Genomic DNA, 13,520 nt, shown 5'->3' on the forward strand with positions numbered 1-13,520 from the left:
GTCGGAGAGGCGGCCGACGAGGCACCCCGTACAAGACTGATCAGAACAACCCGTGCCACATCTGCTCGACGATCACCGACCACCAGTTCCGCGGGTCGTCCAGGGCCGAGGCGTCGATCGCGACCAACTGCTCCTGGAAGTCGGCGACGGCGGTGCCCGCCAGGGTCGGGTCGAGCGCGATCATCTCCTCGCGCGTGGTGTGCAGGAGCGCGAGGGAGCGGGCGAAGGCGGAGACCGAGGCGTTGACGCGGCGGCCCGCGCCGTTCTCCGGGGTGACGGCCCAGACCTGGCCGACCGGCTCGCCCGCCAGGTCGGATCCCGTGCACTGGACGGTGATCAGGGCGACGCCGTCGGTACCGATCCGGACGTGGCCCTCCAAGAACGCGAGGGCGTCGGCACCTGCCTGCGAGCCGGTCTCGCGCAGATGCGCGGCGGCGTTGCCGAACGGGCCGCCCGGGAGCCCCGCCTGCGGGTTGTCGGCCGTGAAGAAGAACGGGAGGTCGGCCGGCAGTCCGGCCCAGGTCAGCGTGGCCTTGGTGGCCTCCGGGAGCGGGGTGCCCGCCACGTCGTCGGCGTCGTAGCGGCGTACGTCGTCGGCGCCGAAGGCCTCCGTCAGCTCGCGGCCGAGAGCGACGTCGCGGAGCGGCCCGGCCGGGTCCACGTCGGTCGGCACCGGCGCACGGTGGGGCCGGGGCGGCGGCTGCTGTCCGGCGATGCGGTGCATCTGCTCGACGTGCTCGATGAGCCCGGCGACCGCCTCGGCGCGCTCCTCGCCCCGCAGGCCGTACTGCTGGACGCAGGTGAACTTGGCGTGGGGGAAGCGGCGGCCGAGCAATAGGCCCGGGTAGCCGCCGGGGAGCGGGCTGGAGCTGAGGTCGGTGTGGATCGCGACCACGTTCTGCGCGGGGACACCGAGGCGGTCGAGTTCCGCCATGGCCTGGTACTCGGAGTGCGGCTCGCCGGGGGCGGAGTTCTGGACGAGGCTCGTCTCCTCGCCGGTGCGCGGGTCGACGTAGGTGAAGACGGCGGTGTTGCCGGGGCCGGTAGTCGGTGGTGGTGCAGGCGGCTGCGTTGTCTCCTGGCCGCCGCCGTGCTTCTGCTGGTACATCCGTACGACTTCCTCGACCGGCACGGACGGCCAAGTGCTCAGCTCGCCGGTGCGGCGGTCGACGACACCGCAGGAGTGGCCGAACGTGGCCGGCGGCCGGCGCCTGCCCGTGACCGGGTCGCGCTCGAGCGGTGGGGCCGTGGCCCACACCACCCAGCCCAGATCGAACTCCTGGATCCGCACCTCACGGCGCTGCTGCCCCGCGGGGTTGAGCCATCCCTCGGCGGTCGCGAGCGCCTGCTCCTGGCTGATCACGGATCTCCTTCGAGTCTTCGGGCCCAGAAGGCCAAAGGTCTGTGCTGAGTGGGCGTCAGGCGGTCGGGAGGGCATCGGGCCCGGCGGCCTCGGGAGCCGGTGCGGGCTCCGGTTCAGCTGTCCTCGGCGCGGGTACGTCGGGCGTTTCGGGCCGCGGCGGGCGGATCCGCAGCGCCTTCACCCCGCCCTCCGTGGCAAGCAGGAGGATGCCCTCGGCGGAAAGGTCGGTTCCCGTGACGGGCGTCGCGGAAATCAGGGCAGTGACGATCTTCGCGTCGCCCGTCTGCGCACCGCGACGCCAGACGCGTACGTAATCGGCGCCGCGGCTGAAACCGAGCGGCCCCGCGGCGCGCTCGTCCTCCGAGGGGCGTTGGATCCGGGCCGGGTCGGCGTCGATGACGGCGCCGGTGGTCAGGTCGTGCACCAGCACGGCGGGCGCCTCAGGGTCGTCGGCCCTCAACGGGCGTGCTCCCGGGGCGTCTTGAGGCACCACACTCACGGCGACCGCGCGCGGGGCCCCCTCGTCACCCGACTCGGCCAGTTTGCCCACGGTCACCCCGTCGACTCCGGCCACCGGCACGCTCCACAAGGTGTGCCAGGGAAGGTCCGGCAGCGAGCGGCGCAACACCGCCGCGTACTCCGGCAGCCCGTCCTCGACGAACGCGGTCTCCAGGAACGCCGCGCGAAGCATGGCGGGTGCCTGGGTCCGGGTGAGCAGCGGAGCCGTACGCAGATACGTGCGCGCCGGTGCCTCCAACTGCTCGGCGGGCAGGGCCTCCACCGCGGCACGCAGCAGCACCGGGTCGGCCTGGGCGAACAGGTTGGGGTCGGTGAGGAGTCGGGGCAGCAGTCCTGCCGCCAGAGTGTGTCCCGCGATGCGATCGCGGACGTACTCCCCCGCCTTCGCCCAGTCCTGATCGGGGACGGCCTCCAGCAACTCCATGGCGATGCGCGCCTGAGCGCCTGCGACATTCGGGATGCCCGCCCGAACGGCCTCGCCGATGCCCGGGTGTTGCAGCGCCACGAGCGTCCGCTCACCCTCGGGCACGTCTTCGTCCGCCCTCTCGACGGGACGGATGAAGGGGGCGACGAGCAGCATGCCCCGGGCGATGTCCTCGCTCATGTCCCGCTCGGCGACGGCGGAGGCGAGCGGGGTCAACAGGTGCACGGGCAGGCCGTCGCCCTCGGCGAGGGCAAGCGGCGCGAGGATCTGCCGCAGGGTGCGGGGGTGGGCGCCGAGTCGCTGGGCGTGCAGGTCGAGCACTTCGCCTGCGCTGCCGGGGAGTTGACCCGCATCCGCCGGGTCGAACCCCTCCGGGTGCGTCAGGATCGACTGGACGGCGAGGTGGGCGGTCAGGCGGCTGCCCGCGCCGTCGCCCGCGTGCCGGGCGATCGCCTCGGCAAGCGTGCGCCGGGCGTCGGGGTCGGTCGTGAACGGCAGTTCAGGGGCGCCGAATTGGGGGCTGAGGAGCGCCTCCGCCTGCCGCACGAGGCCTTCGGGGTCGGCCCACTCGGGTGCGTCGAGGTCGATGATCCGGGCCGCGCCGGACGGAAGGCCCTCGGCGAGCTCCGCGGCGAACTCCCGCGGCACCTCGGCGAGCAGGCGTACGGTCTCGACGGCGGCGAGGGGCTTCAGCACGTCCCGCACCACGCGCGCGGGCTCGCCCGTCCCCCGCACCGGTCCTGCCCGGTCCACATCCGGCACCACGATCGTCACCGGCCGCCCGGAGGAAGGGAGTTGGCCGAGTTCGGGGAAGATGTCGGCGGTGCGGGTCGCGGACAGCTCGTGGTGGTCGGCAAGCAGCCACAGGGCCTGAGCGGCCGTCAGCCCGGCAACGCTCGGCACGGCGGGCGCGGGCAGGTCCGGCGGCACGGTCGCCGGATCGAACGCGTCAAGGTCGAGCCCCTTGCGGTACTCCGGGTCGCAGAGCATCAGGAACCCGGTGAGCAGCCGCGAACACCCGGTGCCCGGGCTTCCGGTCAGGATGACGACCCGGGGCGCGCCCGGCCACTCCATCCGCCACGCCGCGAGCGCGCGCAGCGCGGCGTTGCGTCCCCCGATGTACGGGTGGGGCTCGTAGGTGGCCTTGGCCTGCCCTGGGGCCTGGGTCGGGCTGGTCATCGTTCCCCCGTTGTCCTGTCCGTCCGTCCGGCACCGTCACATCCTGTTGACCGTACGGTGTTCATCCTATGGGCGTCGCACGGGGCGAATCACGCCCCGGCCGCCGCTTGTTACCCAGGTGTGGCGTGGGCTCGGCACACACGTGCCGGGAGGCGTCACCGTTCGGTGTCGGGACCGAAGAGCGTGGCGAGCGCGCGGTCGACGACGCCTTCCATGTCCTCCTTGCCCGCCGGCACGAGCGCGTATGTACGCAGCAGGAACCGGCGCAGGGCCGAGGTGTCGAACTGGACCACGGCCATCCCCTGCGGCGCGTGCAGCTCGACGACGGTGCGCGCACGGCCGCACGGCCACACGTGGATGTCCCCGGTCCCGGTCGGCACGCGCAGGCCGTCGTCGAGGAGGGTGCGGGCGAACGCCCACGTCACTTCGGTCCCGGCGAGTGTGGCCTCGGCGGGGAACACCAGCTGGAGGGCGAGCGGATCGGCGGACGCGTAACGGAGGGTGACGGTGACACTGCGCTCGGGACCCTGCCCCTCGGCGGTGACGAGGCGGGCGCGGGCGGGCTGTTCGAGCGTGACGGGCAGCGTGGTCGGCATGGCAGGTCCCTTTCTGCACTGCGTGTTCCAGGTGCCAGTTCGACGCGACAGCAGGGCGGGGCATTACGGCGTTTCCGGAAAAGGCGGTTGTGACCTATGCCACCCACCCCTCCATAATCTGACATTTGTGAATTACGGTTGCAAAATCCTCGCCCGATCCGCAGTCGGGCTGAGCCGCAGAAGCACCGCCAGAGCACCGCCGCAGTCGGACGGAACGGAAGACTCCTGCCATGACCGACGGCCCCGCCGCCGCGCCCATATCCCCCGCCGCCACGGAAGACGGCCTCAGCCCGACCGCGTACGCGCGGATCTACGAGGCGGAGCAGCCTCGCCTCGTCGCGTACGCCCGCTCGCTGACCGGCAGCCCCTGGCTCGCCGACGATCTCGTCGCCGAGGCGCACTTCCGGGTCTGGCGGCGCCTCTCCGCCGGGCATGTCATCGACAACGTGGCGGCGTACCTGACGACGACCGTGCGACACCTGGCCGCGTCGGCGGGACGCGGGGCCGCGCGCGAGACACCCCTCGACCCGCACGCGGGCATCGAACCGGTACACGTGTCGAACGGTGCGTACGACTCCGGGGCGTACGGCGACCAGGACCCGGCCACCCGCGCCTCCGCAGTGGACCTGCTGTCCCAGGTCCTCGGGCAGCTGCCGAAACGGTGGGTGAAGGCCCTGTGGCTCTCCGAGGCCGAGGGTCAGCCGCTGGAGGCGGTGGGCCGGGGCATCGGCGCGGGCAGCGGGGCCACGGCCGTACTGCTGCACCGGGCACGGGAGGGCATGCGCCAGGGCTTCCTGCGGGCGCATCCGGGGACCCCGGACGATCCAGCGTGCGAGAGCCACTGGGACCGGATGCCCGCGCACGTGCGCGGCAGCGCGTCCGCGCGCCAGTCGGAGAAGCTCCTCGCGCACGTCGACGACTGCGACGACTGCCGGGCGCGGCTCACGGTCCTGCTGCGCGCCAACGACCGGCTGCCCGCCCTGGTGGGTCCGGCGCTCCTGATCTTCGTGCTCGGCGGGGCCGGGAAGTTCCTGGTGCCGCTCGCGGCCGGGGCGGGGGCCACCGGAGCCGCGGCCGGCGGGCACGGGTCCGGTTCCGGGCTCCTGCACGGCATACGGCACGCGCTGACCGGCGGGGCGAAGGCGCAGGGGGCCCTGGCCGGGGCGCTCGGGGTCTCGGTGGCGGGAGCCGCCGTCGCGGGTGGCCTCATGTTCGCCGGGAACAGCGATACGGTGCCGCCCCAGCGGTCGGCCGCGGTGCGGAGCGAGGCGCCTGCCGAGCGTGACAGCGCCCCGCCGCCCCCGTCCTCACACCTATCAACTCCCTCACCGCGTACGTCCGTTGCCCCGCAGCACCGACCGCAGCGCACGGCCGAACCCGCCCCTCAGGCCGCCCCTGGCGGCTCCACGGACAAGGAGGCGCCGACATCCCCCAAGACCCCGGACTCACCGCCGACCCCCAAAACCCCGAGCACTCCGGACACCCCCACCACTCCCGCCACTCGCCCGAACCCGCCCGCGACCAAGCGGTCCGTGCCGAAGGAGCCCAAGGCGGACGAGCCGTCGTCCGGCGACACTCCGGCCGAGCCCACGACCACGCCCACCCCGACTCCCACGCAGACACCGACACCCGAGCCCGCCACCCCGACGGAGCCCGCTGAGCCGACTGAGCCCGCCGAACCGACCGAACCGGCCGAACCCGCACAGCCCACCGAACCCACGACACCCCCGCAACCTTCCACTCCCCCGGAGCCCAGCACCCCGGCCCCCGCCCCCACCTGCACCCACTGGCTCGGCCCGATCTACCTCTGCCGCGCCGGCTGACACCACCCCGGACGCACGCGACGCAAGCAGGGAAGACCGGTGGCTAGGGGCGAACCTCTCGGGGCAGTCCGAGTACACGCTCGGCGATGATGTTGCGCTGGATCTCGTTCGAGCCCGCGTAGATGGTGTCGGAACGGGAGAACAGGAACAGCCGCTGCCAGTCGTCGAGTTCGTAGGGCTCACCGGCGGCGTGCAGCCCGTCGGCACCGCACACGTCCATGGCCAGTTCGCCGAGTTCCCGGTGCCAGGTGGCCCAGTAGATCTTCCCGATGGACGCCTCGGGGCCCGGGGCCCCGGCGGCGGCTCCGTCCAGCATGCGCAGCGCGTTGAACCTGATGGTCTCCAGGCCTGTCCAGGCGCGGGCGAGCCGGTCGCGGATCAGGGGGTCATCGGCGCTGCCGTTGCGACGGGCCAGCTCGATCAGGGTCTCCAGTTCCCTGCGGAAGCCGACCTGTTGGCCGAGGGTGGACACGCCACGCTCGAAGCCGAGCGTGGCCATGGCGACCTTCCAGCCCTCGCCGGGCGCGCCGACGATGTTCGAAGCGGGTGTGCGGGCCCGGTCGAAGAAGACCTCGTTGAACTCGCTGGTGCCGGTCAGCTGGGTGATGGGCCGGATGTCCACCCCCGGCTGGTCGAGCGGGACCAGCAGGTAGGACAGCCCCTGGTGGCGTACGGATCCGGGTTCGGTGCGGGCGACCACGAAGCACCAGTCGGACTCGTGGGCGAGCGAGGTCCAGATCTTCTGTCCGGTCACCGTCCACACCTCGCCGTCGCATTCGGCCCTGGTGCGCACATTCGCCAGGTCCGATCCGGCGTCCGGCTCGCTGTAGCCCTGACACCACAGCTCCTCCGCCGCCACGATCGGCGGCAGGAAACGGGCGCGCTGTTCCGGTGTCCCGAAGGCGATGAGGGTCGGACCGAGGAGCTGTTCGCCGATGTGGTTGACCCGGGCGGGAGCGTCGGCGAGGGCGTACTCCTCATGGAAGGCGACCTGCTGTTCGAGGGTGGCGCCGCGGCCTCCGTACTCCACCGGCCAGCCCACGCAGGTCCAGCCGGCGGCTGCCATATGGCGCTCCCACGCGAGCCGTTCGGCAAGCACCTCGTGCTCGCGGCCGGGCCCGCCGCGACCACGCAGCGCGGCGAACTCGCCGGTGAGGTTGGCCCGCAGCCAGCTGCGGACCTCGGCACGGAACTCCTCGACGCTGGTCATGGACGTACGCTAACCTACCAAACACTTGTTAGGGAAGGAGGGGCGGATGTCCGCTGCCCAGGGCTTGAGGCTGTCGCGTGAGCACGAGGAACTGCGTTCCGCCGTCCGGTCGCTGCTCGGCCGGCACGAGGGCGCGGACGCCTGGCAGCCGTTGACCGAGCAGATCGGCGTCGCGGCTCTGGCCGTACCGGAGAAGTACGCGGGGGCCGGGTGCGGGGCGGTCGAAACACATGTGGTGATGGAGGAGTTGGGCCGGGCACTGAGCCCCGCTCCCCTTCTGGGCTCGGCCGTGCTCGCCGCGCAGGCCGTCCTCGCCACCGGGGACGACGACGCCTGCGCGCGGCTGCTGCCCGGCATCGCCGACGGCGGCACCCTCGCGTCCCTGGCCTGGGCGGAGGACGGCTCCTGGGACCCGGCAGCCATCGACTCCAGGGCCGAGCCGGGCGCCGACGCGACCTGGCGGCTGCACGGCGTCAAACAGCATGTGCTCGGCGGCGCCGAACCCGATGTGCTGCTCGTGACCGCCCGCACCGACCGCGGCGTCTCGCTCTTCGAGGTGGCCCCGCGGCAGCCCGGCGTACGGGTCGAGGCTCGCGTGACCATGGACCAGACCCGCCCGCTGGCGCGGTGGCGGTTCGAGGGGGCCGAGGGCCGGCTCGTCGGTACGGACGGCGCTGCGGCCGGGGCGCTGGAGCGTGCCCTGGACCTCGCCTGCGCGGCCCTGGCGGCGGAGCAGGTCGGGGCCGCCGAGAGGTGCCTGGAGCTGACGGTCGCGTACGCCATGGAACGCGTCCAGTTCGGCCGGGCCATCGGCTCGTTCCAGGCCGTCAAGCACCGGCTGGCAGACGCCTACGTACTGGTGGAGTCGGCACGCTCCGCGGCCCTGGGCGCCGCGTTCGCTGCGGCGGACTCGCCGGACTTCAGCAGGTACGCGTCCGTGGCCAAGTCCGCCTGCTCGGAAGCCTTCTCGGCGGTGGCGGGCGAGATGATCCAGCTGCACGGCGGCATCGGCATCACCTGGGAACACGACGCACACCGCTACTTCAAGCGGGCACACGGGTCCTCCCAGCTCTTCGGGACACCGGCCCTGCACCGTCGGCGACTCACCGACAGCCTGGGCCTGCTCACCGAGCGGAAGCCGGATCGGGAGCGCGAGCGTGAGCCGGAGTCGGCGCGCGGGTGAAGCGGGGAGGCGCCTTCGGCCAGTCCGGACCACGCAGGTGGGCGTCGAGGCCGCCGTCGCAGTACATCAACGTACCGACGCAGTAACCCGACTTGGCGGACAGCAGGAAGAGCACCAGCTCCGCGACCTCCTCAGGGCTGCCCGCCCGCCGCGCGGGGATGGCTTTCAGGAACCCCTCGATACTCGCCGCGATCCGCGGGTCCGCGTGTAGTGGGCGATCGCGGCCTTGGTGGCCGGGTAGGTGAGCACGCCGCCATCGTCGCCCAGGGAGTCCGCGAGGGCGCGCGCCGCCTCCTCGTCGCCCGCGAGGCAGGCCTCGGCGAGCCTCGGGTTCCAACCGGGCTGCGTGGTCGTGGAGTTGGAGGAGGCGAGGACGACGGAGGACGCACCTGCGGCGGCGAGCGCCGGGCGCAGCTCTTCCAACAGGCCGATGGCGCCGTAGTAGTTGACGGAGACCAGCAGGCTCGCCGGCCGGTCCGCGCCGCCGTCGACCATCACGGAACGCCGCCTGGGAGATCTGGAACGCGAGCCGACCCTGCTGTCCCGGCATTTCATCGCGGCACGCGGCCCACGCAACAGCGGCCAAGGGCGCCGCACGCACCTTCCGCCCCACCCCGCTGGGCCTGGAGCGGCTGGAAGCGGACCGCCCGATCAGCCGGGCGGGGTCCGCGCGGCACACACCCCGGCGCTCGCCGGGTCAGCCGAGCGCCGAGATCTCCTCCGCGACCGCGCGCATCGTGGCGACGGACCCGCCTGCCACGTCCTCCCGTGACGTGATCAGGTTGACGCACATGTGCAGCGCCTCGTCCGCCAGGTGCAGGGGCACGGCCACGCCGTACGCGCCGGGTTCGATCCGCCCGAAGGTCTGCGCGTACCCCTGGTCGCGGGCCTGCGTGACCTCGGGCGACTCGGCCCGCGCGGGCGTGCGCAGGGCGGCGAGGGCCAGGCCCGCGGCGCCGACCCCGACGGGGTGCCGGCTCCCCACCCGGTAGCTGAGGTGGTAGTCCACGGACAGCGGCTCGACCACCGCGACAGCGACCGCCTCGTCGCCCTCCGCCGCGATCAGCGCGACCGTGGCACCGAGTTCGTCGGCCGTGCGGCGCAGCACCGGCAGCGCGGCCTCGCGGACGCCCGCCGCGTATCCGCGCGCCAGCGTGACCGTGCCGGACCCGGCCCGGTAGCGGCCGTCGGAGGCCCGTACGACGAGGTGGTGCTCGGCGAGTGTGACCAGGGTCCGGTACGCGATGGTGCGGTGGACGCCGAGGCGCTCGGCGACGTCCTGCACGGCGAGCCCTTGCGGCTGGCCCGCGACCAGTTCGAGGGCGAGCAGTCCACGCGAGAGTGTCTGGGACCCGACGGCCTTGCCCGCCTGCTTGTCGCTCATCCGGTCAGTCTACGTGCGCGGTGGTGACACACCGTCACTCCGGGGCGGGTGCACGGTCCGGTGGCCGTGCACACCGTCCCGTAAAGTCGAGACACCTCAAGACACCTCAAGACACCTCGACGCACCGACGGCCCGGAAGGAGACCCCTTGAGCGACGACGCGCCCAGCGGTGTCCTGGCCAAGGCCCTCACCGTGCTCCAGGCCTTCACCGTCGAGGACACCACCCTCGGGTTCGCCGAACTCCAGCGGCGTACCGACTTCGCCAAGAGCACCCTGCACCGGGTCCTGGGCGATCTCGTGGCGGCCCGGCTCCTCGACCGCGTCCAGGGGCGCTACCGGCTGTCCGGGCTCGTCTTCGAGCTGGGGATGCGCGCTTCGGTCGAGCGCGGACTGCTCGAAGTGGCCACGCCGTTCCTCGAGGACCTCTACGTACGCACCCATGAACTTGTCCATCTGGGCACGCGCGAGGGCTCGGAGGTCGTCTACGTCGCCAAGATGGGCGGCCATCAGCAGGCCGACTCGCCGTCCCGGCTCGGTGGGCGGATGCCGCTGCACGCCACGGCGATCGGGAAGGTGCTGCTGGCCCACTCCCCGTCCGAGGTGCGCGAGGCCACGCTGCGCGGGCCGCTGGAGCGCAAGGCGCCCCGGACCATCACCAACCTCGACGTGCTGGCGCGGCAGCTGTCCGATGTCGTAACGAAGGGGGTCGCCTTCGAGTACGAGGAGTCGGCGGTCGGCATCGTGTGTGTCGCGGCCGGCATCTTCGGACCGGCGGACGAGATCGTGGCGGCGGTGAGTGTGACGGGGCCGGTGCACCGTTTCCAGCCCGCCCGGCACGCCAACAGCGTGCGCGCGGCCGCGGCGGGCATCTCGGCGATGCTCGGCCGCCGCGCGGAACCGCGCGGGCACTGATCCCAGGCCCCCCCTCTCAGACAGACACTGATTCGCAGGCGAGTTCCGTGAGGCGGAACTCAATGCTGGGCCAGGGACGGTCCCCTTCGCCAAGCTGAGGGCATGAACGAGATTCCCCCCGGCAACGATGCCGTCGCACAGGCGGCGCGGCGGCTGCTGCGCGCCGCCGCCGACCACGTGCCCTGCCCTCCGGTGCGCGATCTGATCGGCAGCGACGACGTGAAGGCGGCCTACGCCGTCCAGGCGCTGCTCACCGCGGACCGTCTCGAAGCGGGCGGCCGTGTCATCGGCCGCAAGATCGGCCTCACGTCGCCCGCCGTGCAGCGGCAACTGGGCGTTGACCAGCCGGACTTCGGGGTGCTGTTCGCCGACATGAGTGTCGAGGACGGCGGCTCGGTGCCGGTCGGCGACCTGCTCCAGCCCAAGGTCGAGGCGGAGATCGCGTTCGTCCTGGGCGCGGATCTCGCCGACGGCCCCCTGGACGACGCGCAGATCCGGGCCGCCGTGGCGCACGCCGTGCCCGCCCTTGAGATCGTGGACAGCCGGATCTCCGGCTGGGACATCACCTTCGGTGACACCGTCGCCGACAACGGCTCCTCCGCGCTCTACGTCCTCGGCGCCCCGGCCAGGCCGCTCGCCGGGTTCGAGCCGGTCGAGGCCACCATGACGCTGAAGCGGCACGGCGAGACCGTCTCCAGCGGCGACGGCGCGGCCTGCCTCGGCGACCCGCTCACCGCGCTCGGCTGGCTCGCCCGGACGGCGCGCGACGTCGGCGACCCGCTGCGCGCCGGCCAGGTCGTGCTGTCCGGCGCCCTCGGCCCGATGGTGCCCGCCGCGGCCGGCGACGTGTTCACCGCCGACATCGGCGGACTCGGCTCCGTCTCCGTCCGCTTCCACGCCTCCAGCCATGAAGGAGCCTCCGTATGAAGACCAAGGTCGCCGTCATCGGCTCGGGCAATATCGGCACCGACCTGATGATCAAGGTGCTCCGCCTCTCGGACACCCTCGAAATGGGTGCGATGGTCGGCATCGACCCCACCTCCGACGGACTCGCCCGCGCCAAGCGGCTCGGGGTGCCGGTGACCGCCGAGGGCGTCCAGGGCCTCATCGCCATGGACGGCTTCGAAGACATCAAGATCGTCTTCGACGCCACGTCCGCGAAGGCGCACGTCGCCAACGCGGCGGCGCTCGCCCCGTACGGCAAGCAGCTCGTCGACCTGACGCCCGCCGCGATCGGCCCGATGGTGATCCCGGCGGTCAATCTCGACGCCCATGTCGCCGCGGAGAACGTCAACATGGTGACGTGCGGCGGCCAGGCCACCATCCCGATCGTCGCGGCGGTCTCCTCGGTGGCACCGGTCCCGTACGCGGAGATCGTCGCCTCGATCGCGTCGAAGAGCGCCGGTCCCGGCACGCGCGCGAACATCGACGAGTTCACCGAGACGACCAGTCACGCCATCGAGACGGTCGGCGGCGCCGCGCGCGGCAAGGCCGTCATCGTCCTGAACCCGGCGGAGCCGCCGCTGATCATGCGGGACACCGTGCTCGCGCTGGTGAACGCGCCCGACGAGGCCGCCCACGACGCCATCCGCGCGGCCATCGCCCAGCGGGTCGAGGAGGTTTCGGCGTACGTGCCGGGCTACCGCCTCAAGCAGCAGGTGCAGATCACGCCGGTCCCCGCCGACCAGCCGGTGCACACCCTCACCACGGCCCCGGTCACCCATCAGGTGTCCGTCTTCCTCGAGGTCGAGGGGGCCGCTCACTACCTTCCTGCGTACGCCGGGAATCTCGACATCATGACCAGCGCGGCCCTGCGGATGGCCGAGGCCATGGCCGCCCGCGCAGCCGAACTCCAGGGAGCCGACGCATGAGTGACACCACCGTGAGCAGCGCCGGCACGGGTGACACCAAGCTGTTCATCCAGGACGTCACCCTGCGCGACGGCATGCACGCCATCCGGCACCGCATCGAGCCGGAGCAGGTCGGGAGGATCGTGGCCGCCCTCGACGCGGCCGGTGTCGACGGGATCGAGGTGTCCCACGGCGACGGGCTCGCGGGCGGCTCCCTCAACTACGGCCCCGGCAGCCACACCGACTGGGAGTGGATCGAGACGGCGGCGGCACACATCAAGAACGCCCGCCTGACCACTCTTCTCCTGCCGGGCATCGGCACCATCGAGGAACTCAAGCAGGCGTACGCGCTCGGAGTGCGCTCGGTGCGGGTGGCCACACACTGCACCGAGGCCGACGTATCGGCCCAACACATCGCCACGGCACGCGAGTTGGGCATGGACGTCTCCGGCTTCCTGATGATGAGCCACATGGCCGACGCGAAGACGCTCGCCCGGCAGGCCAAGCTCATGGAGTCCTACGGCGCCCACTGCGTCTACGTCACCGACTCCGGCGGCCGCCTGATGATGGACGGCGTCCGCGAGCGGATGCGCGCCTACCGTGACGTGCTCGACCCGGCCACCGAGCTCGGCATCCACGCCCACGAGAACCTCTCCCTCGCCGTCGCCAACTCCATGGTCGCGGTGGAGGAGGGTGTGAACCGCGTGGACGCCTCCCTGGCGGGCCAGGGCGCGGGCGCCGGCAACTGCCCGATCGAGCCCTTCGTCGCGGTCGCCGACCTCAACGGCTGGCAGCACGGCTGCGATCTGTTCGCCCTTCAGGACGCGGCCGAGGACCTGGTGCGCCCGTTGCAGGACCGTCCCGTGCGCGTGGACCGCGAGACCCTCACCCTCGGCTACGCCGGGGTCTACGGCTCCTTCCTGCGCCACGCGGAGGCGGCGGCCGACCGCTACGGCATCGACGTGCGCACCATCCTCGTCGAGGTCGGCAAGCGGGGGCTGGTCGGCGGCCAGGAGGACATGATCGTCGACGTGGCGCTCGGGCTCGCACAGGCGAGCTGACACCACGCACGCCGCA

The 13,520-nt window shown here is 72.6% G+C and carries 13 protein-coding genes; 6 read left to right on the top strand and 7 right to left on the bottom strand.

Annotated features, from left to right (window positions below):
- Positions 1 to 40 precede the first annotated feature (40 nt).
- The 3 genes from ACIRHA_RS36200 to ACIRHA_RS36210 form a co-directional block, all read right to left on the bottom strand.
- Positions 41 to 1,363 (bottom strand): SUKH-4 family immunity protein, encoded by a 1,323-nt coding sequence (locus tag ACIRHA_RS36200; protein WP_403854776.1) that lies wholly within the window; start codon positions 1,361 to 1,363, stop codon positions 41 to 43.
- A gap of 55 nt (positions 1,364 to 1,418) precedes the next feature.
- A complete protein-coding gene (locus ACIRHA_RS36205; RefSeq protein WP_403854779.1) occupies positions 1,419 to 3,485 on the bottom strand; it encodes an ATP-binding protein in 2,067 nt (688 codons plus the stop codon).
- A 155-nt stretch (positions 3,486 to 3,640) separates the two neighbouring features.
- Positions 3,641 to 4,081 carry an SsgA family sporulation/cell division regulator gene (locus ACIRHA_RS36210; RefSeq protein ID WP_403854782.1) on the bottom strand — a complete coding sequence of 147 codons (441 nt, stop codon included), beginning with the start codon at positions 4,079 to 4,081 and terminating at the stop codon, positions 3,641 to 3,643.
- A 230-nt stretch (positions 4,082 to 4,311) separates the two neighbouring features.
- On the opposite strand from ACIRHA_RS36210, the gene ACIRHA_RS36215 reads away from it, so the two are divergent.
- The gene (locus ACIRHA_RS36215) at positions 4,312 to 5,904 is read left to right on the top strand and encodes a sigma factor (RefSeq protein WP_403854785.1); all 1,593 of its coding nucleotides are present in this window, start codon (positions 4,312 to 4,314) and stop codon (positions 5,902 to 5,904) included.
- Between the two features lie 43 nt (positions 5,905 to 5,947).
- Here the strand turns inward: ACIRHA_RS36215 and ACIRHA_RS36220 are convergent, their stop codons facing one another.
- Positions 5,948 to 7,114: an acyl-CoA dehydrogenase family protein gene (locus ACIRHA_RS36220; RefSeq protein WP_403854788.1), complete on the bottom strand. Its 1,167-nt coding sequence runs from the start codon at positions 7,112 to 7,114 to the stop codon at positions 5,948 to 5,950.
- Positions 7,115 to 7,160: 46 nt separating this feature from the next.
- Here ACIRHA_RS36220 and ACIRHA_RS36225 point away from each other — a divergent pair, with 46 nt between their 5' ends.
- Positions 7,161 to 8,297, top strand: coding sequence for an acyl-CoA dehydrogenase family protein (locus ACIRHA_RS36225; RefSeq protein ID WP_403854791.1), 1,137 nt, complete (start codon positions 7,161 to 7,163; stop codon positions 8,295 to 8,297).
- Here the strand turns inward: ACIRHA_RS36225 and ACIRHA_RS36230 are convergent.
- The 3 genes from ACIRHA_RS36230 to ACIRHA_RS36240 all read right to left on the bottom strand — a co-directional run bounded on the left by ACIRHA_RS36230 (position 8,239) and on the right by ACIRHA_RS36240 (position 9,681).
- Entirely contained in the window at positions 8,239 to 8,490 is a 252-nt protein-coding gene (locus ACIRHA_RS36230) for an SDR family oxidoreductase (RefSeq protein WP_403854960.1), read from the bottom strand. The genes ACIRHA_RS36225 and ACIRHA_RS36230 overlap by 59 nt on opposite strands.
- Positions 8,463 to 8,795, bottom strand: a complete 333-nt coding sequence (locus ACIRHA_RS36235; protein ID WP_403854795.1) for a hypothetical protein — start codon at positions 8,793 to 8,795, stop codon at positions 8,463 to 8,465. Before ACIRHA_RS36235 ends, ACIRHA_RS36230 begins: the two co-directional genes overlap by 28 nt.
- Before the next feature lie 199 nt (positions 8,796 to 8,994).
- Positions 8,995 to 9,681 carry an IclR family transcriptional regulator gene (locus tag ACIRHA_RS36240; RefSeq protein ID WP_403854798.1) on the bottom strand — a complete coding sequence of 229 codons (687 nt, stop codon included), beginning with the start codon at positions 9,679 to 9,681 and terminating at the stop codon, positions 8,995 to 8,997.
- Positions 9,682 to 9,828: 147 nt separating this feature from the next.
- Between ACIRHA_RS36240 and ACIRHA_RS36245 the strand changes: the two genes are divergently transcribed.
- From ACIRHA_RS36245 to dmpG, 4 genes are all read left to right on the top strand, one after another.
- The gene (locus ACIRHA_RS36245; protein ID WP_403854801.1) at positions 9,829 to 10,593 is read left to right on the top strand and encodes an IclR family transcriptional regulator; all 765 of its coding nucleotides are present in this window, start codon (positions 9,829 to 9,831) and stop codon (positions 10,591 to 10,593) included.
- A gap of 102 nt (positions 10,594 to 10,695) precedes the next feature.
- The gene (locus ACIRHA_RS36250; RefSeq protein WP_403854804.1) at positions 10,696 to 11,520 is read left to right on the top strand and encodes a 2-keto-4-pentenoate hydratase; all 825 of its coding nucleotides are present in this window, start codon (positions 10,696 to 10,698) and stop codon (positions 11,518 to 11,520) included.
- Positions 11,517 to 12,464: an acetaldehyde dehydrogenase (acetylating) gene (locus tag ACIRHA_RS36255; RefSeq protein ID WP_403854807.1), complete on the top strand. Its 948-nt coding sequence runs from the start codon at positions 11,517 to 11,519 to the stop codon at positions 12,462 to 12,464. The genes ACIRHA_RS36250 and ACIRHA_RS36255 overlap by 4 nt, the downstream gene beginning before the upstream one ends.
- Positions 12,461 to 13,504: a 4-hydroxy-2-oxovalerate aldolase gene (gene dmpG / locus ACIRHA_RS36260; protein WP_403854810.1), complete on the top strand. Its 1,044-nt coding sequence runs from the start codon at positions 12,461 to 12,463 to the stop codon at positions 13,502 to 13,504. Before ACIRHA_RS36255 ends, dmpG begins: the two co-directional genes overlap by 4 nt.
- The last annotated feature ends 16 nt before the right edge of the window (positions 13,505 to 13,520 follow it).

This window comes from Streptomyces sp. NPDC102360, from assembly GCF_044766085.1.
GTDB lineage: Bacteria > Actinomycetota > Actinomycetes > Streptomycetales > Streptomycetaceae > Streptomyces.

Bases quoted from the DNA above. Each gene is read 5' to 3' on its own strand.
- ACIRHA_RS36250 (WP_403854804.1), top strand. From the start codon at position 10,696: ATGAACGAGATTCCCCCCGGCAACGATGCCGTCGCACAGGCGGCGCGG.
- ACIRHA_RS36220 (WP_403854788.1), bottom strand. From the start codon at position 7,114: ATGACCAGCGTCGAGGAGTTCCGTGCCGAGGTCCGCAGCTGGCTGCGG.
- ACIRHA_RS36225 (WP_403854791.1), top strand. From the start codon at position 7,161: ATGTCCGCTGCCCAGGGCTTGAGGCTGTCGCGTGAGCACGAGGAACTG.
- ACIRHA_RS36210 (WP_403854782.1), bottom strand. From the start codon at position 4,081: ATGCCGACCACGCTGCCCGTCACGCTCGAACAGCCCGCCCGCGCCCGC.
- ACIRHA_RS36240 (WP_403854798.1), bottom strand. From the start codon at position 9,681: ATGAGCGACAAGCAGGCGGGCAAGGCCGTCGGGTCCCAGACACTCTCG.
- ACIRHA_RS36205 (WP_403854779.1), bottom strand. From the start codon at position 3,485: ATGACCAGCCCGACCCAGGCCCCAGGGCAGGCCAAGGCCACCTACGAG.
- dmpG (WP_403854810.1), top strand. From the start codon at position 12,461: ATGAGTGACACCACCGTGAGCAGCGCCGGCACGGGTGACACCAAGCTG.
- ACIRHA_RS36215 (WP_403854785.1), top strand. From the start codon at position 4,312: ATGACCGACGGCCCCGCCGCCGCGCCCATATCCCCCGCCGCCACGGAA.
- ACIRHA_RS36255 (WP_403854807.1), top strand. From the start codon at position 11,517: ATGAAGACCAAGGTCGCCGTCATCGGCTCGGGCAATATCGGCACCGAC.